Origin of the sequence: Sphingobacterium sp. UBA7631 (assembly GCF_002483935.1) — a bacterium.
Taxonomy (GTDB): domain Bacteria; phylum Bacteroidota; class Bacteroidia; order Sphingobacteriales; family Sphingobacteriaceae; genus Sphingobacterium; species Sphingobacterium multivorum.
Genome location: NZ_DLIX01000006.1, coordinates 314080 through 337931 on the forward strand (window position 1 = coordinate 314080; position 23852 = coordinate 337931).

20 protein-coding genes and 1 pseudogene are annotated in these 23852 nt (G+C 39.5%); 6 read left to right on the forward strand and 15 right to left on the reverse strand.

The window, feature by feature from the left end; genetic code table 11:
- Positions 1–57: 57 nt before the first annotated feature.
- Complete coding sequence (locus tag B3P16_RS11805; protein ID WP_286753201.1) at positions 58–939, reverse strand: LysR family transcriptional regulator; 882 nt, start codon at positions 937–939, stop codon at positions 58–60.
- Between the two features lie 165 nt (positions 940–1104).
- Between B3P16_RS11805 and B3P16_RS11810 the strand changes: the two genes are divergently transcribed.
- Positions 1105–1818, forward strand: a complete 714-nt coding sequence (locus B3P16_RS11810; protein WP_286753202.1) for a class I SAM-dependent methyltransferase — start codon at positions 1105–1107, stop codon at positions 1816–1818.
- Positions 1819–2114: 296 nt separating this feature from the next.
- Here the strand turns inward: B3P16_RS11810 and B3P16_RS11815 are convergent, their stop codons facing one another.
- Genes B3P16_RS11815 through B3P16_RS11825 form a run of 3 tightly spaced genes read right to left on the reverse strand, consistent with a single transcriptional unit; the run spans position 2115 to position 4598 of the window.
- Entirely contained in the window at positions 2115–2570 is a 456-nt protein-coding gene (locus tag B3P16_RS11815; RefSeq protein ID WP_046671830.1) for an NUDIX domain-containing protein, read from the reverse strand.
- 38 nt (positions 2571–2608) lie between these two features.
- The gene (locus B3P16_RS11820) at positions 2609–3355 is read right to left on the reverse strand and encodes a hypothetical protein (protein ID WP_046671829.1); all 747 of its coding nucleotides are present in this window, start codon (positions 3353–3355) and stop codon (positions 2609–2611) included.
- Positions 3356–3407: 52 nt separating this feature from the next.
- A complete protein-coding gene (locus B3P16_RS11825) occupies positions 3408–4598 on the reverse strand; it encodes a DEAD/DEAH box helicase (protein WP_286753203.1) in 1191 nt (396 codons plus the stop codon).
- Between the two features lie 227 nt (positions 4599–4825).
- Between B3P16_RS11825 and B3P16_RS11830 the strand changes: the two genes are divergently transcribed.
- Complete coding sequence (locus B3P16_RS11830) at positions 4826–7240, forward strand: alpha-ketoacid dehydrogenase subunit alpha/beta (protein WP_286753205.1); 2415 nt, start codon at positions 4826–4828, stop codon at positions 7238–7240.
- A gap of 57 nt (positions 7241–7297) precedes the next feature.
- Here B3P16_RS11830 and B3P16_RS11835 read toward each other — a convergent pair whose 3' ends face one another.
- The 5 genes from B3P16_RS11835 to B3P16_RS11855 form a co-directional block, all read right to left on the reverse strand.
- On the reverse strand, positions 7298–8152 hold the full coding sequence (locus B3P16_RS11835) for an ROK family protein (RefSeq protein ID WP_286753206.1): 855 nt from the start codon (positions 8150–8152) through the stop codon (positions 7298–7300).
- A complete protein-coding gene (gene aroC / locus B3P16_RS11840) occupies positions 8139–9245 on the reverse strand; it encodes a chorismate synthase (protein WP_046671826.1) in 1107 nt (368 codons plus the stop codon). Before aroC ends, B3P16_RS11835 begins: the two co-directional genes overlap by 14 nt.
- 203 nt (positions 9246–9448) lie before the next feature.
- A complete protein-coding gene (gene aroA, locus B3P16_RS11845) occupies positions 9449–10699 on the reverse strand; it encodes a 3-phosphoshikimate 1-carboxyvinyltransferase (protein WP_286753208.1) in 1251 nt (416 codons plus the stop codon).
- Positions 10699–11811, reverse strand: a complete 1113-nt coding sequence (locus B3P16_RS11850; RefSeq protein ID WP_046671824.1) for a chorismate mutase — start codon at positions 11809–11811, stop codon at positions 10699–10701. Before B3P16_RS11850 ends, aroA begins: the two co-directional genes overlap by 1 nt.
- Positions 11812–11857: 46 nt before the next feature.
- Entirely contained in the window at positions 11858–12682 is an 825-nt protein-coding gene (locus tag B3P16_RS11855; protein ID WP_046671823.1) for a prephenate dehydratase, read from the reverse strand.
- 558 nt (positions 12683–13240) lie between these two features.
- On the opposite strand from B3P16_RS11855, the gene B3P16_RS11860 reads away from it, so the two are divergent.
- From B3P16_RS11860 to B3P16_RS11875, 4 genes are read left to right on the forward strand one after another with little or no spacing between them, the layout of a single operon-like run.
- Complete coding sequence (locus B3P16_RS11860; RefSeq protein ID WP_286753209.1) at positions 13241–13717, forward strand: thermonuclease family protein; 477 nt, start codon at positions 13241–13243, stop codon at positions 13715–13717.
- A gap of 14 nt (positions 13718–13731) precedes the next feature.
- Positions 13732–14598 (forward strand): EamA family transporter, encoded by an 867-nt coding sequence (locus B3P16_RS11865; RefSeq protein WP_286843057.1) that lies wholly within the window; start codon positions 13732–13734, stop codon positions 14596–14598.
- Positions 14595–15212, forward strand: coding sequence for an IMPACT family protein (locus B3P16_RS11870; RefSeq protein ID WP_112375621.1), 618 nt, complete (start codon positions 14595–14597; stop codon positions 15210–15212). The genes B3P16_RS11865 and B3P16_RS11870 overlap by 4 nt, the downstream gene beginning before the upstream one ends.
- The gene (locus B3P16_RS11875; RefSeq protein WP_286753211.1) at positions 15209–16063 is read left to right on the forward strand and encodes a nucleoside phosphorylase; all 855 of its coding nucleotides are present in this window, start codon (positions 15209–15211) and stop codon (positions 16061–16063) included. Before B3P16_RS11870 ends, B3P16_RS11875 begins: the two co-directional genes overlap by 4 nt.
- 100 nt (positions 16064–16163) lie before the next feature.
- Here the strand turns inward: B3P16_RS11875 and rodA are convergent.
- The 6 genes and pseudogenes from rodA to B3P16_RS11905 form a co-directional block, all read right to left on the reverse strand.
- Positions 16164–17420 (reverse strand): annotated as a pseudogene (gene rodA, locus B3P16_RS11880) (rod shape-determining protein RodA); the annotation flags it as partial.
- A complete protein-coding gene (gene mrdA / locus B3P16_RS11885; protein ID WP_286843059.1) occupies positions 17413–19395 on the reverse strand; it encodes a penicillin-binding protein 2 in 1983 nt (660 codons plus the stop codon). The pseudogene rodA and the gene mrdA, both read right to left, overlap by 8 nt.
- Positions 19396–19422: 27 nt before the next feature.
- The gene (locus tag B3P16_RS11890; protein ID WP_046671817.1) at positions 19423–19941 is read right to left on the reverse strand and encodes a hypothetical protein; all 519 of its coding nucleotides are present in this window, start codon (positions 19939–19941) and stop codon (positions 19423–19425) included.
- Positions 19934–20776 carry a rod shape-determining protein MreC gene (mreC, locus tag B3P16_RS11895; protein ID WP_070566004.1) on the reverse strand — a complete coding sequence of 281 codons (843 nt, stop codon included), beginning with the start codon at positions 20774–20776 and terminating at the stop codon, positions 19934–19936. The genes B3P16_RS11890 and mreC overlap by 8 nt, the downstream gene beginning before the upstream one ends.
- Positions 20777–20867: 91 nt before the next feature.
- Positions 20868–21893 carry a rod shape-determining protein gene (locus B3P16_RS11900; RefSeq protein WP_046671815.1) on the reverse strand — a complete coding sequence of 342 codons (1026 nt, stop codon included), beginning with the start codon at positions 21891–21893 and terminating at the stop codon, positions 20868–20870.
- 474 nt (positions 21894–22367) lie between these two features.
- The gene (locus B3P16_RS11905) at positions 22368–23678 is read right to left on the reverse strand and encodes an NAD(P)/FAD-dependent oxidoreductase (protein WP_286753213.1); all 1311 of its coding nucleotides are present in this window, start codon (positions 23676–23678) and stop codon (positions 22368–22370) included.
- Positions 23679–23852 lie beyond the last annotated feature (174 nt).

Consider the following 23852-nt stretch of genomic DNA (forward strand, 5'->3'; position numbering starts at 1 on the left):
GAGTTCACATTTTGTGGACTCCGTGTCTTTTATATGGGCAAGCGTAGGATAAACTTTTTAGGATGCATTAAAATTGAGGTACTCTCTTTGAATACATTCTATAAATTCGCCTAATGCACTGTTTTTACTTTTTATATTAGAGACCAGGATCACTTCTGTTTTGCTATCCATATCTTCAAGCTTCATGATTTTTAGGTTTAAATGCGGGTATTGTTTGATGGTGGAATAGGGGACGACTGCCAGGCCCAACCCCTGTGCTACCAACTCAAGGATGGAAGACATCGAATTGCTCTGGTGTACAATCTTAGGTTCGAAGCCCATGCGATTACAGGTGTTAATAACAAGCCGGTGATATTCGGAGGCGTATTTCTGATTGAAAGAAATGAAACTTTCATTAAAAAAGTTGATCGCATTAAATTCCACCTGTGAAGGACCTACAATCACCATAGGGTCTTCGAAAAGAGGAGTGGTCAGCAATTCATTTGAATAAATTGGAGCGCGCATGATGCCTAGATCCAATTTTCCATTTTCCAACGCCAGCTTTTGCTTCTGTGTCGAAGTTTCAAAAAGACTAACCCTTAAGTATGGAAACTTTTGTTGAATTTGCTTCAATACTGTAGCAAGCATCTTTTTTGGTGTTGAACTGATATAGCCTAGTTTGAATTCTCCGGAGATATTGTTGTGAATCTGTTTGGTGATCGTTTTGCTGTGCTCTATGTTCTGCAGAATCTCTAACACTTCCTCCAAAAAGTATTTACCTGCTTCAGTTAGCTCGACACGTTTGTTGGTCCGGAAGAAAAGAATAACACCCAATTCGTCTTCTAGATCTTTAATCTGCCGGCTTAATGGGGGCTGGGACATAAATAAGCGTTCTGCTGCTCGGCCAAAATGAAGCTCTTCGGCTACTGTTTTGAAATAAATGAGATGTCGGATTTCCATCGATACTTTTTTGGTATGAATTGATGACAAAATAAATATTTTTAATGAATTCCAGTTAGTCCTACCTTTAAATTATTAAAAATTAATGGATGAAATGCCCGACGGACTGTAAGATACAGCTGTAGGGGGAATCTATCTGAACTTTAGAGCATAAACAATTTAGAGATGAACAAAGCTACACTACAGGAGATTGAAACACGGTTTGACAATGATGTCGAACGGTTCTCAAATTTAGAAACAGGTCAAGCAACCACATTGGATGCGGTATGGAATATGGAGCTTATTACGGATGCCATTGTCAGTCTTTATCCAAACGCTCAAAATATATTGGACATTGGATGTGGGGCTGGCAATTACGACGTAAAACTATTGCAAAAATTGGAGTCTAATCCAAATGTTAGTCTGTTGGACCTGAGCCAGCCCATGTTAAATAGGGCAAAGAAACGCGTTGGAAAATTGACCAACGGAGAAATTCATTTGATTAAAGGCGACTTTCGTACTGCTGCTTTGGAAGAAGACAAATTTGATGTCATCGTCGCAACATCCGTTTTACATCATCTTCGAGATGATAAAGATTGGGAAAATGCGTTTGGCAAGCTGTTCCGCTTATTGAGAACCGGGGGAAGTGTGTGGATTTTTGATTTGATTGAGCAAAATAATGAACAGCTTCAAAAATTAATTTATAGAGAAAAATATGGTGAATACTTAACTAGCCTGAAGGATGAACAGTACCGTGATCATGTTTTTGACTATATTGAACACGAGGATACACCAAGATCGCTGATTTATCAACTCAACTTATTGACACAAGTTGGCTTTAAAAATGTTGATGTTTTACATAAAAACCTTTGTTTTGCTTCTTATATGGGATTCAAATAGGGGCTGGAAAAAAGTGTAAAATAAATAAGGCGATACGGGGAGTATCGCCATAAAATCACACTAACTATTAAAAAACCTATAGGACTAGGAATTTACAAATTCAATAAACCAATGTATGTCTCATCCCACGCTCCTCTACTTTTATTCCTCGTCACATGCGAGATGTCAAATAAATAATAAAATGTAATTATTAAGGTCAATACTTTAAAAAAATCAAGTATTTCCATTGGTTTACGTAAAGATATGTCTTTATTTTTTAAATACAAATAAAAATGATGAAAATTGAAAAATTATTATTATTTGACCGTTTTTAAGAATTCTTCCCAGGCGATCTGATCTGTTTTGAAGGTCAAATCTTCCGTTAACACCGATTCAATCGGTACCCATCGAAAAGACTGAAGCTTATTATCTTCAGGTTTCTGATCAGGATCGAAGTCAAAGGCTTTGGTAGTCGTTCTGATCTGAATAGCTGAGGTATTCTTGACCTGATAGTAAATCGATATGATTTGGCTATCGTTAAAACTTGATTTCTCATAAAAGTCTGTGGTGTAAATATGTTTAACCACAGCAATGTCAAAAGCACATTCTTCCTGATACTCCCGGATCAAAGCATCCAATAAGCCTTCCCCGTATTCTAAGCCCCCACCAGGGAATTTGGTAAATGAAACATTTTCCGTTCTTTCGTCGCTGATCAATACCTCTTGATTTTCATTGATCAATATTCCGTACACTCTTACGTTAAATGGAAACATGGATTAATTATGTTTGTATATATTTTAGTTTCTGTCTTTTACAGTGGCATAAAACCATTGTCTACTGCAAATTCATCCAATCCGATATAAGAATAATGTCTCGGAAGAAACCAGCCAATTGCTTCCATGATGTTGGTGAATTCTTTTTCAGTCCTGAATTGGTTCGCAGCGATATTGAATGCCAAATCTTGTGAAGCATTTTCTTCATCTTTATAATTACGCGCAATGAGCATCACCTTTGCATTCTTTACGCCATAATAATCTAAAAATTCACGTAATTGGTTGCGGACAGCCTGTGGAAGAATGGTCTCGGCAGGTTGCCCCACTAATATTTCTTCATCTTGACCGATAATCGTTTGTTCATTTTTCTTTGAGAAAACACTATCATCTGTATAAAACTCTCCGTTTAAAAAGTAGTTAACCAAGTCGCCGTAGGTGAATACCCAGTCGGGGTTTTCATTTTGTGTATTGATAGCAATACCAAAACCTTTTGGCAACACGTAATCCTTCAGCCGATTTTTAATGACAAAGGCCTGAAAGTTCTGATCTTTCGGAACACTTTCGAGTTGAAAATAGGGGAACCCATCAGGACCAACAACCACTTCTGTTTCTGCTAATTTTAAGGTGCATTCAGCAATATTAGCCAGAAAAATATCACGCCACTCTTCATCCCGCTCTTCAAAGGGAACTTCCATCAGGCTATTTATTATAATCGTTTTTTCCAGGTCTCCCAAACGATTATCATTCGCATTGTTGCTATCGTCAAATAAATGTATTGTACTCATCTCGGATTGTGATTTTTTGATTTGCTGGTAAAAGTAAAAGAATATTTATTAATTAACGACGTTTTCTTGATTTCGAACCGCCTTTTCGTTGATTGTTTTGGCTGCTAGAACGCATTTTCTCCCAGCTCAATAAATAAGGATGTTGATCGTCAATTTTAATTTGCCGTTTTAAGGATAACTGTAATTTTATCCACTTTTCATTGTCCTCCGCATCGCAAAAGGTAAATGCTTTTCCCTCTGCTTCCGAACGACCTGTTCGACCGATTCGATGCGTATAGAGCTCGGCGGAATCCGGAATTTCGTAGTTGATGATAGCTTCTAGATCCGGAAAATCTACTCCTCGAGCCAAAAGGTCCGTCGCAATTAATACACGTACCTCTTTTTGTCTGAATTTAGCAATAATCTCTTCTCGTTTTTGCTGCGCTATATCGCCATATAATGCCGAGCAAGAAATGCCATTTCGATCTAAATCTGTTGCGATGCGTTCGACAGCATGAACTGTTCGCGTGAAAACGATTACTTGCTGTGCAATACGGTTTTCAAGGAGATAACGCAGAAGGGTCTTTTTATCATTTTTATCAACATAGAGGACAGATTCTTCTATTTGACCCTTTTTGGCCGTTGTTTCTAGGTTGATCTCAACAGGGGTACTTAATCTTTTTCGAACAATTTTTTCGATTTCAGGGGTTTTCGTAGCTGAACTGAAAATGGTTTGTCTCTCAGCAGGCAATGTGCTGATGATTTTATTGATTTCTTTCGTGAAACCGAGATCTAACAATTGATCGAATTCATCGATCACCAGGATATCTATCGTTTTTAGATCGATAATGCCTTGTTCAATAAAATCCAGCAAACGTCCTGGAGTCGCAAGGACCATCTGGGCTTTCGGATAAACGTCGAGTTGACTTTCATAAGTTCCGCCACCATAGAAGCTGGCGATAGTCAACTCCATTCCATCGATAAGCCCCGATATGCGTTGTTTGGTCTGTATACAAAGTTCCCGTGTAGGAAGGAGTATAAGGACCGATAAGTGATCTGGGGTAATCTTGGTTCGTAAGCGCTGAATAATAGGGACGGCGAAAGCCTCCGTTTTTCCCGTGCCGGTTGGGGCAATCGCCAAACAGTCTCTACCTTCTAAAATGGCGGGGATAGCTATTTCTTGAATAGGTGTAAGCGAAGAAAGCTTTTGTTTTTCAAGATTAGCGATAAGGATTTTATCGAGTTTAAGTGCTGAAAAATTCAAAATAATGAATGTAAAACCCAAAAATAAAAATTAAAAAGGACAATGGTGTTTTTGCCTGCTGATTGGAATTAAAAATCTGTAAAAATTAGGATTTTTTGTCAAAAAGTACTAATTTGAGAAATTAGAATATTCTATTTCAAATCTGAATTATTGATTATCAATTTATTTGATAAACACCAATTATATAGAATAATATTTTTGTTAAATTTGTTGAAACAAAAAAGAATATGTTTGATACTGCATTTGACCAAAACAATGAATCTATTTCCACTTTGAGCTTTGACGAGTTCAAAAAGATTATTGTGAATGATTATCGAACTGCCTTAGAAAGTCGTTACGTGAGTTTATTGGGACGTAAAGAAGTGCTTACAGGTAAGGCTAAGTTTGGTATTTTTGGCGATGGAAAAGAATTGGCACAAATCGCGATGGCTAAAGTTTTCAGAAATGGGGACTGGCGGTCGGGATATTACCGTGACCAAACATTTATATTTGCTTCTGGCATCAGTGATGTCTATCATTTTTTCTCTCAATTATATGCCCATCCCGATGTTGAGGCAGATCCTTCTTCTGCAGGAAGGCAAATGAACTGCCATTTTGCCACGCGTGTTGTGGACGACCAAGGTAACTGGTTGGATCAAATGGTTCAGAAAAACTCGTTTTCAGATATTTCGACCACTGGCGGTCAGATGGCTAGATTGCTGGGCTTGGGCCTGGCTTCTAAGTTGTATAAACAGAATAGAAATTTAGACTATCTATCTTATTTTTCAAATAAAGGAAATGAAGTTGCATTCTGCACTATCGGAAATGCTGCTACTTCTGAAGGCGTATTTTTTGAAGTCATCAACGCCGTAGGTGTTCACCAGATTCCAACAGTGATTTCTATTTGGGATGATGGGTATGGGATATCTGTGCCTAATGAAATTCAAACAACAAAAGGAGATATCTCCGAAGTCCTCAAAGGTTTTCAGAAGGAAGACCTAACAAACGGGATCGAGATATTCAAAGTGAGGGGATGGGATTATGCGGGTTTATGTGAAACCTACGAGCAGGCCGCCCAAATTGCTCGCGAAAAACATATTCCATGTCTGATTCATGTGACCGAATTGACGCAGCCTCAAGGACACTCTTCTTCAGGTTCACACGAACGGTATAAATCGCAAGAAAGATTGCAATGGGAAACTGATTTCGATTGTATCGCGAAAATGAAAGAATGGATCTTAAGTTCTGGTATTGCTACCACAGAAGAATTGGATCAATTGGATCAACATGCTAAAGACCATGTTCGTCAAGAACAAAAACGAGCTTGGGCCGATTATATTAAAACGTTGAGCATCGAAGCTCGGGAAGCTATTGATTTACTTCAGGGTATTCCAAATGAGCGGGCTGATTTTGCGTCAAAGAAATTGCAATCGATGGTTGAGCCTTCTTTGAAAGAAGTTTATGGCCAGGTTCGCAAGGTATTGCACGAGCTTAAAGGTCAGCATAGCGACGGGCGCCAGCAATTATTAAATTGGTACAAAGAGAAGCAGGAACTGAATGAGAAACGTTATAATTCAAAATTATTTACAGATGGTGTAGATTCACCTGCTCACGTGACGGTCGTACCTGCAGTCTACAGTGAAGAAGCTAAAGTGGTCGACGGACGTGAGGTCTTGAATCTATGTTTTGAAGAGAACTTCCGGCGTGACGAACGATTATTGGCGTTTGGAGAGGATGTCGGTAAGATTGGAGATGTGAATCAAGGTTTTGCAGGTTTACAAGAAAAGCTAGGTGTGCATCGTGTATTTGATACCGGTATTCGGGAGAATTCAATTATAGGAAAAGGACTAGGTTTGGCAATCCGTGGACTTCGCCCAATTGCTGAGATCCAATACCTGGATTACCTAATCTATGGTATTACAGTAGCAAGTGATGATTTGGCAAGTTTAAGTTATCGCACCTTTGCAGGTCAGAAAGCACCATTAATTATTCGTACACGTGGCCATCGATTGGAAGGTATATGGCATTCCGGATCGCCCATGTCAGTAATTTTAGGATCTTTGAGAGGTCTGCATGTATGTGTGCCGCGTAATATGACCCAGGCAGCAGGTATGTACAATACGTTGTTCCGCTCTGACGAACCTGCTATCGTTGTCGAATGTCTGAATGGGTATCGTCTAAAAGAGCGTCTACCAGAAAACGTTGGTGAATTTACTGTGCCAATCGGTTATGCCGAATGTGTTAAAGAGGGGCGGGATATCACGGTGGTATCCTATGGGTCAACTTTACGTGTTGTTGAAGAAGCGGCCGTGGAATTGGAACGTTTGGGGATATTCATCGAAATTATTGATGCACAAACATTGCAGCCTTTTGACAAAGGAAAACTTTGTGCTGAATCGCTGAAGAAAACAAATAAACTACTTATTGTGGATGAGGATGTGCCCGGTGGGGCCTCAGCTTTCATCTTGCAAGAGATATTAGAGAAGCAAAATGGCTACTATCTATTGGATAGTCAGCCGAGGACACTGACTGCAAAAGCACATCGTCCGCCATATGGCTCAGATGGGGATTATTTCTCGAAGCCATCTTCTGATGATGTTGTCGAGACAGTGTATGCAATTATGCATGAAGCTAATCCAGAAAAATATCCATCTATGTTTTAATAGATGGATATCTTTTTGCTTTACTAAGCTAAATATTCCAACGGCTGGGATGATATTTTAATTGAATATACTCGCAGCGCCAATCATAGCGGCTTTTTCACCAAGTATTGCTGTATAAATTTGAAATCTTTCAAATTCACTTCGGTCACCAATGAAAATAGGTAGCGCTTTGGCGATATTGCCACCGACTATAAATATTTCAGCAGCATGTTTCTCTGCGAAGAACTGCATAAAATCAAAGAGATGTTTAGCATATTCATCTTTGATGATTTGAAATTCCTTAGTTTCCCGATGATGATCTAAAATATCTTTAAGTCCCGTAACATCTTTTCCTGATACTTCTTTGAAACGTTTGATGAACCACCGTGTGACAAGAAATTCTTCGAAAATACAATCTTCGTAAGGGCTGTTCCATAGGGCGGCATCATAGGCTTTTTCACCTTGATTCCATACCGCAGATCCAAGTCCAGTACCCAACGTAATTCCTAATATCCGCTTGTTTGTTTGCAAGTTCTGTACGAATATTTCACCTTGTAGGAAGGCTGCTGCGTCATTGATAAAGTGGATAGACGTAGGCGGAAGTCCCAGCTCTTCAGCTAAAAGCGCTTTGACATCCATGTTGTACAGATTGTCATATTTGCTTTGTCCCTGTATCTTAGATATTCCATTTTCGTAGTCAAAGGGTCCCGGCATAGCAATGCCGATGAACTGAATAGGAGCCGGTGAGGTGGCTATGATATCGCGTATAGTTGATGCCCAGGTTTGTAAAATCGTTTTAGCATCTCCTTGAGAAAAAACGTGGTTTCTGGCCACGTTTTCTAAGTATATATTCCATTGTTTTGTGTCAATGATACAGGCAGAAATATGTGTGCCTCCAATATCAACACCTACGACATAATTATCTTGCAGCATGTTTGTAACTTTGATTTTTAAGTAGATGATCCGCGATTACAAGTGCTGCCATAGCTTCCACAATAATTACTGCTCTCGAAACAACACAAGGGTCATGTCTCCCCTTGCCACTTGCAATAGCAGGGTTGCCATGGATATCCACTGTTTCTTGATCTCTCATGATAGTGGCAACAGGCTTAAATGCTACTTTGAAAGTAATATCCATACCATTTGAAATCCCGCCCTGAATCCCTCCAGAAAAGTTGGTATGTGTGTGCACTCGATTTAAATCATGGTCATCTGCTACAAATATATCATTATGTTCGGAACCTCGCAACTCCGAACCTGCAAAACCTGAACCATATTCAAAACCATGTACCGCATTGATGCTCATCATTGCTTTAGCAAGGTCTGCATGGAGCTTATCAAAGACCGGTTCGCCTAATCCCACAGGCACATGTCTGATGACAGCCGAAATACGTCCGCCAACGGTGTCACCTGCTTTTCTGACCGAGTCGATAAACTCAACCATTTCATTGGCTGTCGCTGGATCTGCACAACGTGCGATGTTGGCTTCCCGCAACTCAAGCAAAGCTTTGAGGTCTTTGGTATCTACATTTGGCGCCTCAATAGTACCTACTCCCGAAACGTGGGCAAAGATTTCGATGCCAAATTGATTCAGAAAGCTTTTTGCTACAGCACCAGCAGCAACACGGGCAGCGGTTTCCCTCGCTGAGGACCGTCCACCGCCACGATAGTCACGTATGCCATATTTCATCTGATAAGTGAAATCAGCATGGGAAGGTCTGAAAATATCTTTGATATGGGTGTAATCTTTCGAACGCTGGTCTTCATTTGGAATAACAATTGCTATTGGTGTTCCCGTTGATTTGCCCTCGAATACGCCAGATAAGATTTGTGCAGTATCACTTTCTTTTCTTTGTGTCGTGATCTTAGATTGACCGGGTTTTCGTTTGTCGAGCTCAGACTGGATAAATTCCTCGTCTATTGTTATATTTGAAGGGCAACCATCAATAATTACACCTATAGCTTTGCCGTGTGATTCGCCGAAAGTGCTAATTCTGAATAAATCGCCAAATGAATTTCCTGCCATAAAAATTAAATTTCAATAAACTTAGATAAATTTGCCTTTAAATGCAATTCTAAAGCACCAGACTGAATACAAATTATGAGTCTGTAACTCGAAGATGGCCTAATAGATTACATTACACTTTTTGTCCCAAGCTAAAAGGCTATCTGGGAGATTGTATCATAAAACAGAGATTAATATTGATGTTAATCCCTGTTTTTGATATGTTAGTCAATTATAAAAGCTTGCGCTTGTAAATGTTTCCAAAAATCAGGATATGACTTTTCTACAACTTGAGGTTCAGCAATCTTGATTTGGTCAAAAACTAAAGCCAAAGGTGCGAATGCCATCGCCATGCGGTGATCCTCGTAAGTCTCGAAGGTCACATCTTCTGGTTGATATACACCTGCAGTTTTCAGATGGTATGTGTCACCATCTTCGATCAATTCAGCACCGAACTTCGCGATTTCGGTCTGCAATGCAGCAATACGGTCGGTCTCTTTAATCTTTAAGGTTTCTAGACCTGTAAAGGAAACATTACGTTTTAAAGCAGCTGCGACAACGACTACTGTTTGCGCAAGATCAGGGCATTCTTTAAAGTCGAACAAGGTTTTGTCTGAATTGATTTCTTTTTTAGTTAAATGCAATCCATCCGATTCAAAGCTCGAATAAACCCCAAAATGTTCCATAATGCTTATGATGGCAATATCGCCCTGTAAACTATGTTGTCTTAGCCCGGGCAATACGATCGAGGCATCTGCATCAGCTAGTGCTACAATAGCATACCAATAGGATGCTGCGCTCCAATCTGGTTCGACATATATGGTTTGCTTTTCAAATGCTTGCGGTGCAATTTTAATCGCATTCTCCGTCCATTCATATTGGATCCCGACACTTTTAAGCATATCCAAAGTCATGGATACATAAGGTCTGGAAGTTAATTCGCCTTCAATCTCTAAGGTAAGTCCTTTTTTTAATGCCGGAGCAATTAATAGCAGGGCCGATATATATTGACTGCTGATATTTCCTTTAATCTTAACACGGTCTTTTCCTTGAAATAATCCGCCTTCAATCTTCAAAGGAGGGTAACCCACCTTTTTTTCATAATGGATTTCGGCACCAATTTCTTTCATGGCATCGACCAATATCCCAATTGGACGCTGTTGCATGCGCTCTGTCCCTGTCAGGATAAAATTGCCTTTAACAAGGTTGAGGTAAGCTGTAAGGAAGCGCATAGCTGTTCCTGCAGGGCCTATGTCAATTGTATTATAACCAGGTTGCGGTTCTGACGCGATTTTTAATACGCGGTTTAGAGTAACCGTATCTGCAGCCTCAGAGAGGTTGGCTATTTCAACTTGTCCTTTGCTCAGCGATTGGATAATAAGAGCACGGTTGCTCTCAGATTTTGAACCTGTGAGTTGGACCGTGCCCTGTATCTTTTTTGCAGGATGCGTCAGCGTGATGACTTGTTGATTCATTATGCTTCTGCTGTTGGTTGCTCTTGCGTATTCATGACCGCATTTTGTTTGCGGATAGATTCGTTGTGAATTAATTCCAGGAATTTCGTCGCAAATTCGCTACCCAAAGAAAGCGCTTCCGCTAATTTTGTGCGTTTTTGAACAATTTCATCCCAACGGTTAACTTGCAAAATTGTCACGTTGTTATCGCGTTTGTATTCGCCGATTTTCTCAGCAATTTTCATGCGTTCACCAATTTTTTGGATGATCAAATCATCTAATTTGTCGATGTTGCTACGCAATTCTGCTAATTTATCTTCAAATGAAGGGTTGTCCGAAGCAGCTTTACGTAACGTCAAGTGGTCGATCAACTCGGCCAATGCAGCTGGCGTTACTTGTTGTTTTGCGTCAGTCCAAGCGACAGATGGATCGATATGTGATTCGATAATCAATCCTTGCATATCCATATCCATTGCTTTTTGTGCGATGTATGGTAACAATTCGCGGTTTCCACAGATGTGACTTGGATCGTTGATGATCGGTAGGTTTGGACAAGCCGTTTTTAACTGAATCGCTAAATCCCACATTGGTTCATTACGGAATGCTGTTTTCTCGTACGATGAGAAGCCTCTATGAATAGCACCTAATTTTTTGATACCAGCACGGTTGATACGTTCCAATGCACCGATCCACAGCGATAAATCGGGGTTTACAGGGTTTTTAACAAATACTGGAATATCTACGCCTTGCAAAGCATCAGCAATTTCTTGTACAGTAAATGGATTTGCCGTTGAACGTGCACCTACCCATAGTACATCCACACCAGCAGCCAAAGCTTCTTCCACGTGTTTTGCTGTAGCAACTTCAGTAGCTGTTAATAAACCTGTTTCTTCTTTCGCTCTTTTCAACCACTCCAAACCAATTGAACCGATACCTTCAAATTCTCCCGGACGTGTACGTGGCTTCCAGATACCAGCGCGTAAAATATTTACTTTTCCGGTATTTGCCAACAAATGCGCTGTTGATACCAGCTGCTCTTCTGTTTCTGCGCTACAAGGACCTGCGATAATTAAAGGTTTGTCTCCTGTATCCAACCAAGATTTTAAAGGAGTGATGTCTAATGTATTTTTCATGTTAAGTTTGATTATCTATTTTAATATTGTCTGCGTAAATTGTTAATTATAGTTTTTCGTTTTTGACATACTCGCCCATAATATTGAAATTGACACTATGTTTGAGTACTTTACGTATAGCTGCTTCGTAGTCTGTTTGTTTTTTCCATTCTACGTCGACGAAAAAATCATATTCATTGCGTTTTCCGATTACCGGCATTGACTGAATCTTGCTCAAGTTGATATTCTGTTCAGCAAAACATTGTAAAATAGTCGCCAGAGATCCCACTGTATTTCCTGTTTGGAATGATAATGACGCTTTATTGGCATTTTTATGTTCGACAACCTCATTCGATAGTACGAGGAAACGCGTTGCGTTCTTTTTATTGGTTTCGATTCTCTTTTCTAATATTTCAAGACCATATATTTCAGCGGCCAATGTCCCTGCAATTGCCGCAGTATCCGTCAATTTTCGCTCGGCAATCATTTTTGCAGTTGCAGCCGTATCAGATCCCTCGGTTATGCGTACGCCCTCAAGTTCAGAAAGAAATTCTTCGCATTGGCGAATAGCAATCGGATGCGATTCGATGTGTTTGATATCCTTTAATTTAACGCCCGGCAATACCATGAGATTCTGTTGGATGTTTAGGTAAACTTCCCCAGTGATATGGAACTTGTAATCTCTCAATAAATTATAATTCGGCAATAAGCTTCCCGCAATTGAATTTTCGATCGCCATAACGATATAGTCGACTTTTCTTTGCTTCAGCAATTCACAAGTTTTTTTAAATGAATCACATTCTACAATTTCAACTTCTCTTCCGAAAAATTTAAATGCGGCCTCTTCATGAAATGAAGCCTTTGCTCCCTGTATTGCAATTTTTAAACTCATTGTTTTTTGTTCGCTATGTTGTCTCCAAAAAAAAGAGTCCCGATCATTTGAACCGGGACTCTTCTTGTTTGTATTTTTTATGATTTATACACAATCTAATCCCGGCTCTTATTTTTAAAATAAAAGAAGTTAAAATAGAAATATGTATATGTTCTGTTCATCCTGTTGTTGTTTGACATTTCAAATGTACGAATGTTTTTGAAATATCAAAGAAAAAAATAATTTTTTATTGAAAATATCTGATTTATTTAATGAATTTTTTATGTGTTTTTTATGTGTTTTTTTAGCTGAATTTTACTTGTTTATTTTTAATTTTTTTTGAATATCTATTTTGTTATAATGTTGTAATTAGGTTATTTGGCTGTTTTTATAACAATTTTTATTTTATAAAAAGCCTTATTTTTTAGTTGTTTTATGTGTTAAAAATGATTGTATTTTTTCGTGTTTTTTAGCTATATTTTTATATTAAATTTAGGTGTTTTTAATGTTAATATTATTGTTTTTTTAGCTGTTTTGTTAAAAAAGTATTTTATTACCTTTGGGCAAACGCTGGATTTTATGCTAAAACGAATTAATTTTTATGTGTGTATAAGTGTGATCTGTTTGGTGTTGACAGGTTTCACTTTTAAAGGAGAGGAAAAGGACGCCAAAGTAAAGCGTGTTATTGATGGCGATACCTTTGTCATTGAAAATGGAACCCCAAAAGGGGAGAAAGTTAGGTTGATAGGAGTAGATACTCCGGAAACGAGACGTACTGCGCGGAAGGAAATCGGGTACTATGGTCAAGAAGCAAAGCAGTATTTAACGACGATGTTAAACGGCAAAAGTGTTAAGTTGGTCTTTGACGTTGGAAAACGGGATCGGTATGGAAGACTTCTTGCCTATGTGTATGTTGGAAAGAAATTTATCAATCGGGATTTGGTTGAACAAGGGTATGCAGTATCCTATACGCTGGCACCAAATGTACAATATGCAGAATTATTTGTAAAATTGGAGCGTCAGGCTCGTCAGGAGAAACGTGGCCTTTGGAGATAAATGAAATTTGAATCATGATTTTTGTTTTATTAAGTGTCATCTGCAGCGTCACCGTTGCTGTTTTATTAAAATTGGCAAAACAAAATGGAGTTGAAACCAAACAGGTTATCGTTTGGAATTACCCCATGGCAGTTGCACTGACCTATTTTGTCTTACAACCAGATCTAAAATCGCTGGTATGGGATGCTATGCCGATGACGTTGTATATGAGCCTGGCGATATTACTTCCTGGAATGTTTGTTTTTATTGCTTTGTCCATTCGCTATAGCGGTTTGGTCAAGACAGAGATTGCACAGCGCCTATCGTTGTTCATACCCTTGCTTGCATCATTTTTCTTTTTTCATGAAAAAATGGAAGGACACAAGATGCTGGGAATAGCTCTTGGTTTATTGGCCATCCTATGTTCTATTGGTTGGCAAAAGAATCAGCATGTTAGTTCGGCAGACAGTCGTTATAAAGCGCTTTACCCGTTATTGGTATTTATCGGTATGGGCATAATTGATATCCTCTTCAAACAAGTCGCCTTGCATGTCGATATACCTTATATCAGTTCCCTATTTATTATCTTTGTGATGGCGATGTCTATTGCAATAGTGCTATTGCTGTATTTCCTTTTTGTGGAAAAACAACGTTTTTCAAGGCAAGCTATGGGCTATGGATTGGTTTTGGGTGTATTTAACTTCTGTAACATCCTATTCTATATGAAAGCGCATCGTGCGCTACCAGAAAATCCATCAGTTGTATTTACGGGGATGAACATTGGCGTAATTTCATTGGGTGCGTTAATCGGCGTCTTATTTTTTAAGGAAAGGCTATCGTTGTTGAATTATCTAGGCATAGCGCTTTCTATTGTTTCAGTTTTAATCATAGCATATCTATGAGTTTATTTGAAGATACTTACCGGACTATCAATGCAAAATACGAGGGAATTTTTAGGGATAAGGGAAGTAAGTTTATTGCTTATGCTTTTCCTTTTAAATCCGAAGATCAATTAAAAGATTTGATCTTGGAAGTGAAAGCGATTCACCCGAAAGCGAGGCATCATTGTTGGGCTTATCGCCTCACACCTGATCGTGCGGTCTTTCGTGTAAACGATGATGGAGAGCCTTCGGGGACTGCAGGACGACCTATTTTAAACGTTCTGCTGTCTATGGATGTCACCAACGTTATCGTCATTGTCGTTCGTTATTTCGGTGGTACTTTGTTGGGGGTTCCAGGCTTGATTAATGCCTACAAATCAGCAACCCAAGATGCTTTGATCCATGCCGAAATTATCGAGCGTACAGTGAATGACCATTATAGTATTACCTTTGATTACCTGCATATGAATGATATTATGCGGATCATAAAGGAAGAGGGCGTGGACATTGAAAAGCAAGAGTTTGATAATCAGTGTTATTTGGAGTTTGAAGTCCGAAAAATGCAAGTCAATCGAATTGTGGATCGGTTTTCCAAAATAGAAGGTTGTCAGTTAAGCTATTTGTATACAATATGATCAACGCATCGGAATTGATTTTAAATGCAGATGGAAGTATATACCATCTGAATTTATTGCCGGAAGATCTGGCAGGTACAGTAATTACAGTTGGCGATCCAGACCGTGTAGCCAAAGTCTCGAAGTACTTTGACCGTATTGAACTCAAAAAAGGGAAGCGTGAGTTTATTACGCATACCGGCTATCTGGGAAATAAACGGTTGACGGTAATCTCAACAGGTATAGGTACTGATAATATTGACATTGTGTTGAATGAACTGGATGCACTGGCAAATATTGATTTTGCCAATAGAACAGTAAAGTCGACGCTCAGCTCATTGCATATTGTACGCATTGGAACTTCTGGAGGAGTACAACAAGATGTCGAGATGGGAACTATTTTAGCCTCTGCTTATGGAGTAGGTCTTGATGCATTGATGAACTATTATCAGGGATCTTACGACGGCGAGGAGCAGGCGCTTCAGGTAGAACTAGCCAAATATTTCTCTGCATTAAACCTAAACCCCTACGTTGCGAAAGCTGGTGCAGGCCTTTTGGATCGAATTGCCTTTGATTTACCGAAGGGAGTTACGTTAACTGCGCCCGGATTTTATGCTCCGCAGGGAAGGACTGTCCGCTCCACGAATACGATTCCTAATTTTATAGATTTGATCAACTCCTTTCAATATAAAGGTCAGCGCTTCACCAACCTGGAAATGGAAACAGCTGGTATTTATGCGTTGGCTAATATGTTTGGACATCAAGCTTTATCCATCAATGCGATCTTGGCAAGTCGGGTAGATGGCCGGTTTTCTTCCGCACCTGAAGAAGTTGTTGATAAGGCCATACAGCTCGTTTTGGAACGCATTTAACAATTTTTCTGCGTCATGCAGAGGCGATGATAGTTTTTCTCAATGATGCGGTAAAAGAGTTGAAAAGAATTAAATATTGATTCAAATAGAAAAGGAGNNCTCCTTTTCTATTTGAATCAAATTTAAGCATGATGAACAGTAAAATGGTGAAACTCCATAAGGATGAACCACCATAACTAATAAAAGGCAGCGGAATACCGATAACCGGAACAATACCGATGGTCATACCGATATTGATGAATAAGTGAAAAAAGAGAATGGACGCTACACCGTATGCATATATCCTGGCGAAGGCTGAGCGCTGTCGTTCGGCTATATGAATAATGCGAAGCAGTAGGGTGAGATAGATAAGTAATAAGGTAACCGATCCAACAAATCCCCATTCTTCTCCAACGGTGCAAAAAATAAAGTCCGTGCTCTGCTCAGGTACAAAGTTGTATTTTGTTTGCGTTCCCTGCAGGTAACCCTTGCCTAGGAGCTGCCCTGATCCAATTGCAATCTTCGACTGATTCAAATTATATCCTTTTCCTTTAGGGTCTTCCATTTTACCCAGGATAATGTCAATACGGTCACGTTGATGAGGTTGTAGCACATGCTCATACACCAGGTCCACACAGAGAATAAATACAGCGCATGCAGCAAAAAGTATACTGAGATTGATAATGTATTTTCTTCTCTTGCGGTAGTTCCACATGACAAGGCCAATAAGCAATGCTAAAATCAAGATAAGTATCCAAGGATTGACCAATAAAGAAAGAACAAAAAGTAAAATGCAGAGCCCGCCAAATATAAGCAGTTCATTATTTACATAGCCTTCACGATAGAATACAAAAATCAACGAAAAGAACGCAAGGGCAGATCCCGTATCGGGCTGCAGCATAACTAAAAATACAGGAAATAAGACAATACCGGCTCCCATGGCCAGTGTCTGCATGGTCGGTGCTTTATTGCTCTGAGCGCTCAAAAAGTTAGCTAAGAGCAGACAGGTCGAAAGTTTGGCAAACTCAGAAGGTTGTAAGCGGAAAAAACCTAGGTCAATCCACGCTTGGTTTCCGCCGACATTTCGCCCTACCACGAGCACGATGACAAGCAATACAGCTGTTATACCATAAAATATCGGTGAGGCGGAACTGAAAAATTTCGCGTCTATGATGAGAATGGATACCCCTAGAATAATTGCGGAAACAAGATATAAAGACTGTTTTCCATAATTGGTTCCTAAGGTAAAGAAATTGGGCATTTCAGGATTAAACACCGCTGCACGGATATTGAATAAGCCGATCAAGCATAGCGCAAGCCAAAGCGTGATGGTTAGCCAGTCTATCTTTCCAAAAAAACTTGTTTTTTGATTATTCATATCTTCTCTTTATCTCGCTATGGTGAACAATTGTTTCCTTTGGTTTTGTTAAAGCTGCCAGATGGCGTTTTGATTTTAACGTGTCAGTTTTCGATTTGACTGAGTCTGTCTTTTTTACATCTTTAGTCTTTGGATCCACAACTTTTTTGGGTGCAGGAAGAAAATTTGCTTTATAAATGCGGTCCTGAATATATTTTGGCGCAGTTATCGTGTCTTTGAGGTATTTCTCAACCATCATACTTGCGATAGGTCCTGCCCAGGTTCCACCGTAACCCGCGTTTTCAACAAAGACAGCAATAGCAATTTTAGGGTTTTCTCGTGGGGCAAAAGCAAAGAAAACGGCATGGTTTTCACCATGTGGGTTTTGCGCTGTACCTGTTTTTCCGCACATTTCGATGCCCGGGATACGATTGGCCCAAGCGGTACCTTCGGGTGTATTAACAGCATCACTCATCCCTTGGATAACAACAGGATAGTACCGCTCATCCACTCCGGCACTGACTTTTTCGGTAAATTCCTTCTTGGCAATTTTCTGTGCACCAATACCTTTAATCAAATGGGGTCTGTAATAAAAGCCTTTGTTGGCAACGATAGCCATAATGTTGGCCATTTGCAACGGTGTTATTCCCATTTCCCCTTGTCCGATCGATAAGGAGATATTGAAACTTGAACGCCATTTATCGTTACCGTATCTTTTGGTATAAAAATCTGATGTCGGCAGTAAACCCGGCTTTTCACCCGGTAGATCAATGCCTAGTTTATGGCCAATTCCAAACTGTGTCACGGCATTGCGCCATAGATCGTAGGCCTTAGGTCCCGAAAGCCCACGTCCGTCGATCATCTTAGCATAGGTAAAACCATAATAGGTATTACATGATACGGCTACAGAGCGCTGTAATGTGGTTGATCCATGATAGTGCGTACAGCCCATCCAGCCGCGTCCACCACCATAGCTGTATCCATGTGGGCAGAAAAATACGGTATTACGATCAATAACACCAGCCTGCTGCGCAGTCAATGCTGAAACAACTTTAAATACAGAGCCTGGAGGGTAGGAGGCTTGAATAGGGCGGTTAAAAAGCGGTTTGGTTTCGTCTTTCAATAATTTCATATAATTATTGCCAGACTGCCTGCCGACCATCATGTTGGGGTTGTAACTCGGGCTACTGACATAGGCCAAGATTTCACCCGTTGCAGGCTCAATGGCAACTATGGACCCCAATTTATTTTTCATGAGGTTCTCCCCAAGAATCTGAAGGTCTTTATCCAAAGAGGAAACCAGTCCTTCCCCTGCAACAGCAAGTGTGTCGTATTTCCCCTCCATAAACACCCCTTTCGGACGGTTCAACGCATCAACCATTAAGTTGTTGACACCGCGTTTTCCACGAATAAGGTCTTCATAAGAGCGTTCTACTCCACTGCGACCAATGTAGTCACCACTACGATAAAACCCATTGGAGCGTTCGATATCTTTATCATTTACCTCACTTACATATCCTAAAAATTGAGCTGCTATGCTGTCGGGGTAACTTCGGATTGTTCTTTTTTGAACATAGAAACCACGAAATTGATATTGGTATTCCTGATATTGAGCCCATGTCCGTACAGACAGCTGTTTTTCAAAAATAGATGCACGGTAAGGCGAGTGCACTCTTGCCTTTTCCATCCGTTTGATAAAGCCCTCCTTGTCAATGTCTATCAATTTGCAAAACAAAGCGGTGTCGATTTCTTTCACCTCACGCGGAGTAACCATAAGATCATATACCGGTTCGTTCTGAACCAATACCTTTCCCTTTCGGTCCAAAATAACCCCTCTGGCGGGGTACACAATGACCTTGCGCATGACATTGCTGTTTGCGGAATGTATATAGGAATCGTCTATGATCTGTAAATAGAATAAGCGGGCCACCAAGGTCAATGTGATGGCAATAAAGATTCCTGAAACGACGTACTTACGCGCAAAAAAACTGTTCATAGAAATGAATTTCTATCCATCGATTTACTACAACCGATCTTTCTTTTTGTAGAATAATATGCTAAATAATAGCATGATAATTACTGTAAATATACAACTTAAAACGATACTCAATAAGGTGTATTGGATGTGCTGGAAGGAAAAAGATTCCAAGAGATACAAAAATGTATGATGAATCAATGTTCCGAAAAAGATGTAGGAAAAGAACCAGCGAATATTCATGAAGCCCAACATCGGGGTAAAGAAAGATTCGCGTTCTTCAACTTCAAGCGTAATTTTCATGAAGAAAATACGGAAGGCTGCCAGTGCAACACAGGCTGCGGTATTGACCCCAAGGGTATCATAAAACGAATCTACGGTAAGTCCCGTGAGAAATGCGATCAAATACACCAGGAAATTAGGTGTTCCTGTAGGAAGTAAAAAAATAAATAAGATATAAGGAAATGCAGCGACCAGATTGTAATAACCGATATTTTGAAATAGGAAAACTTGCATCCCTATCAAAACGATAAATCGAATAATATTAAATATTAAAATCCTAGCCATTGTCCTTTGTCGATTCTTCTAGTGTCTTTAATTCTTTATTTAACAAGTCTTTTACAACGTAGACATGTTGCAAGTTGGAGAAATTGGTACTCAACAATAGTCTAAGATCCAAAAAAGCGTCTCCTGAAGAGATCCCCGTCTGAATGACCGTTCCAACAAAAATTCCTTTTGGAAAATGTCCTGAATATCCTGAGGTGTACACTTTATCTCCTTTGTTGACTTTGATATGGTTTGGAATTTCCTTGACCATTGCCGCGCGGTAATCCATGCTATTGCCCCATACCAACGAGCCGAAAACCTCGGTGTGGCCTAATGTTACGGATATACGCGTATCGGGATGCAATAGGGATTGCACTGTCGAGAAGTTTTGGGAAACATTCAATACGATACCAACTACTCCGTTGGGAGCGATAACACCCATACCTCGCTCTATACCATCTTTACTGCCTTTATCGAGTGTGATCGTATTTGCCTTTTGGTGAATGCTATTGTTGATGACATTTGCAATAATAAATTCGTAACGCCCAAACTCACTGCTATCGATTGCCGGGACAGGACCGATCTTGATGCTGTCTGTTGATCGATAGGCTTGTAAGTCCTTTCTCAGTTGTGCATTTTCCTTTGCAAGTGCATCGTTGGTCTCCCCGAGGTGCAGGTAGCTTTTCCAGGAATTGACCTTTGCATACAGGCCTCCGATGATACTATTTGAAGAATTTAAAACAGAATTACGTTGGAAAGAATTGTTGGTGATCACCAAAAATAACGAGAATCCAAAAAATAGGATAAACCAGAAGAATGCATTATATCGTCTCAGGAATAACCAAAGGTTTCTCATTTTTTAATGTGGGTATTTAATAAGCAAGCGATATAATAGTTTTGCATATTATATCGCTCTTTAATAAAATATTGTTATTAATTATCGAACGTTATGATTGCATCAAGAATTTAAATCGTCCAATATTTTTAAGTGCAATACCAGTTCCTCTTACAACAGCACGTAATGGATCTTCAGCAATATGCACTGGAAGTTTAGTTTTCGCTTGTATACGACGGTCCAAACCACGCAACAATGCACCACCACCGGTAAGATAAATACCTGTTTGATAAATATCCGCTGATAATTCTGGTGGAGTGATTTCAAGTGCTTTTAAGATCGCTTCCTCAATTTTTGATATGGACTTATCCAGACAATGCGCTATTTCGGTATAAGAAACAGTAATTTGCTTAGGAACACCCGTCATCAAATCACGACCTTGAACGGCGAAATCTGCTGGTGGTTCCTGTAACTCAGGAAGAGCCGCACCAACTTCAATTTTTATTTTTTCAGCCGTACGTTCACCGATCATGATATTATGTTGTCTTCTGATGTATTGAACGATGTCTGAGTCGAAGTTATCACCTGCAACACGAATAGATTGGTCACACACAATACCCGATAAAGCGATGACAGCAATTTCAGTGGTACCACCACCGATATCGATAATCATATTACCCATTGGTTCTTCCACATCAATTCCGATGCCGACAGCAGCAGCCATGGGTTCATGAATTAAGTAGACTTCTTTCGCACCAGCAATTTCCGCTGAATCGCGTACAGCTCTTTTCTCTACTTCCGTAATACCGGAAGGAATACAAACAACCATACGTAGGGAAGGGAAAAACCAGCTCTTACCATTGTTTACCAATTTGACCATACCTCTGATCAGGTGTTCAGCTGCCGTAAAATCAGCGATTACTCCATCACGTAAAGGACGTACTGTCTTTATATTATCGTGTGTTTTACCCTCCATTTGCATGGCCTGGCGACCAATGGCGATCACTTTGTTTGTGGTGCGGTCAAATGCAACAATAGAAGGTTCATCCACTACTACTTTGTCATTATGAATTATTAGGGTATTTGCAGTACCCAAGTCAATCGCAACTTCTTGCGTAAACCAATTAAATAAGCCCATCTGCTAATCCTTAAGCTATTTTAAAATAATATGCAAACCTACACAAAAAAAATTAATCTTTTTGAGGTTATACATCAAAAAAAACTATATTCTGAAAGTAAATTCTATCTGGAAAAAACTGTCTTTAAATTTAACGAATATAATCTGTAATTCTTACGTCCCGGCTGAAGTTATTTTTAATCGGACGCCGTGTTAAATTAAGAAATAAGTGGGTGTTTTTTAAATCATGGAGCACAAGGAGCAAGAATCCAAAAGTGAAAAGGTGGTTTTGAAAACTAGCTAAAGACTCAAATGCTTTGAAGAGCTGATAAGCGAAGCCGTCACAACGTTTTAGAAGCCTATTCAGTAGGTTAATATGGCGAAGAGAAACAGCTTCATAAGGTTAATAAAGATAAAAGAAACAGCGGCATTATCGTTTGGGATAATGCCGCTGTCGGGCTACTGAAATATGTTTATTTAGACTCCAATAGGAAGTTAGTGGGCAGTTTCTGCTTTTTTTTCCTCTGGAGTTGGCTCATCATATTTGTGGAAGATCAAACGCACACCACTGTTTTTGGTGAAAAATTTGATCGACCAGTTGACGAATGTGATCAATTTATTTCTGAATCCATAGATGGACATCAAGTGGACAAACATCCATGTCATCCAGCCAAAGAATCCATTGAAATGGATTTTTCCCATGTCGACGACAGCTTTGTTACGACCTACCGTAGCCATGGATCCTTTATCAAAATAGTTGAATTTCTCTGTTGGTTGATTGGACATGGTTTGGAGAATGTGTTTTGCAACATATGCTCCCTGCTGTTGCGCTACCGGTGCAACACCAGGTAAGCCACGAGGAAGATCATCTGTGATAAATGCCGAAACATCACCAATAGCATAGACCCCTGGCATATCAATAACACGGCATTGATCATCTGTCTGTATACGGTTACCACGTTGGATAATCTCCTTTTTGAAACCATTCGGATACTGCCCAGCTACACCTGCTCCCCAGATAACAGTTTTTGTTTCAATGCTTCTGCCATCGGCGAAAGTAATTGAATTGCCATCATATCCAGTTACCTGAACATTCAATAATACTTCTACACCCAAATCTTTGAGGTACTTTTCTGAATCTTTAGAAGATTTTTCAGATAAGTTGGCCAATACTTTTGGAAGTCCTTCAACCAGGTAAACCGACATCTCAGATTTTTTCAATTCTGGATAATCTTTCTCAAGAACATTGTTTTTAATTTCTGCGATTGCTCCCGAAAGTTCTACACCTGTTGGACCACCCCCAACAATAACAAAGTTCAAATTAGCTTTACGATCAGCAGGGTTTTCTATTCGCACTGCTTCTTCGAGGTTCTGTAAAACATAGCTTCGAATATTTAATGCTTCTTGTATATTTTTCATCGGCAAAGCATATTTCGTGATTTGCTGATTTCCGAAGAAGTTCGTGGTAGCACCTGTCGCAACAATTAAATAATCGTAGTCAAAATCACCAACATCTGTTCTTACAATCTTAGCTTCATTGTCTACGCTTTTTACGTCAGCAAGTCTAAAATGAAAGTTGTCTTGACCTTTGAACATTTTGCGAACAGGGAAGGAGATGGAGTCCGCTGAAAGAGTACCCGTGGCAACTTGGTACATCAATGGTTGAAAAGTATGAAAGTTATTTCTGTCCAGCAACAGAACTTCAACTTCCTTATTTTTAAGCTTTTTAGCAACTTCAATTCCTCCAAATCCAGCACCAATAATGATTACTCTTGGGAATTTTCTATTTGAACTATTGCTTGGCATATTTTTAATAGTTTGTTGTAAAAATTCGGTACAATCGAATTAAGCTGCAAATATCTTAAATTTTGGCTCAAAAAGCTAAAAAATATTTATTTATTATGCTGATATGTTGTGAATTTTATTGTAAAGAGGCTAATTCTTTCAATAATATGTTTTGTAGTTGTTTGATTTTTAGCT

What these genes read in the sequence shown, in the direction of transcription:
- B3P16_RS11805 (WP_286753201.1), bottom strand. Translation starts at nt 939, where the DNA reads ATGGAAATCCGACATCTCATTTATTTCAAAACAGTAGCCGAAGAGCTT.
- B3P16_RS11810 (WP_286753202.1), top strand. Translation starts at nt 1,105, where the DNA reads ATGAACAAAGCTACACTACAGGAGATTGAAACACGGTTTGACAATGAT.
- B3P16_RS11815 (WP_046671830.1), bottom strand. Translation starts at nt 2,570, where the DNA reads ATGTTTCCATTTAACGTAAGAGTGTACGGAATATTGATCAATGAAAAT.
- B3P16_RS11820 (WP_046671829.1), bottom strand. Translation starts at nt 3,355, where the DNA reads ATGAGTACAATACATTTATTTGACGATAGCAACAATGCGAATGATAAT.
- B3P16_RS11830 (WP_286753205.1), top strand. Translation starts at nt 4,826, where the DNA reads ATGTTTGATACTGCATTTGACCAAAACAATGAATCTATTTCCACTTTG.
- B3P16_RS11835 (WP_286753206.1), bottom strand. Translation starts at nt 8,152, where the DNA reads ATGCTGCAAGATAATTATGTCGTAGGTGTTGATATTGGAGGCACACAT.
- aroC (WP_046671826.1), bottom strand. Translation starts at nt 9,245, where the DNA reads ATGGCAGGAAATTCATTTGGCGATTTATTCAGAATTAGCACTTTCGGC.
- aroA (WP_286753208.1), bottom strand. Translation starts at nt 10,699, where the DNA reads ATGAATCAACAAGTCATCACGCTGACGCATCCTGCAAAAAAGATACAG.
- B3P16_RS11850 (WP_046671824.1), bottom strand. Translation starts at nt 11,811, where the DNA reads ATGAAAAATACATTAGACATCACTCCTTTAAAATCTTGGTTGGATACA.
- B3P16_RS11855 (WP_046671823.1), bottom strand. Translation starts at nt 12,682, where the DNA reads ATGAGTTTAAAAATTGCAATACAGGGAGCAAAGGCTTCATTTCATGAA.
- B3P16_RS11860 (WP_286753209.1), top strand. Translation starts at nt 13,241, where the DNA reads ATGCTAAAACGAATTAATTTTTATGTGTGTATAAGTGTGATCTGTTTG.
- B3P16_RS11865 (WP_286843057.1), top strand. Translation starts at nt 13,732, where the DNA reads ATGATTTTTGTTTTATTAAGTGTCATCTGCAGCGTCACCGTTGCTGTT.
- B3P16_RS11870 (WP_112375621.1), top strand. Translation starts at nt 14,595, where the DNA reads ATGAGTTTATTTGAAGATACTTACCGGACTATCAATGCAAAATACGAG.
- B3P16_RS11875 (WP_286753211.1), top strand. Translation starts at nt 15,209, where the DNA reads ATGATCAACGCATCGGAATTGATTTTAAATGCAGATGGAAGTATATAC.
- mrdA (WP_286843059.1), bottom strand. Translation starts at nt 19,395, where the DNA reads ATGAACAGTTTTTTTGCGCGTAAGTACGTCGTTTCAGGAATCTTTATT.
- B3P16_RS11890 (WP_046671817.1), bottom strand. Translation starts at nt 19,941, where the DNA reads ATGGCTAGGATTTTAATATTTAATATTATTCGATTTATCGTTTTGATA.
- mreC (WP_070566004.1), bottom strand. Translation starts at nt 20,776, where the DNA reads ATGAGAAACCTTTGGTTATTCCTGAGACGATATAATGCATTCTTCTGG.
- B3P16_RS11900 (WP_046671815.1), bottom strand. Translation starts at nt 21,893, where the DNA reads ATGGGCTTATTTAATTGGTTTACGCAAGAAGTTGCGATTGACTTGGGT.
- B3P16_RS11905 (WP_286753213.1), bottom strand. Translation starts at nt 23,678, where the DNA reads ATGCCAAGCAATAGTTCAAATAGAAAATTCCCAAGAGTAATCATTATT.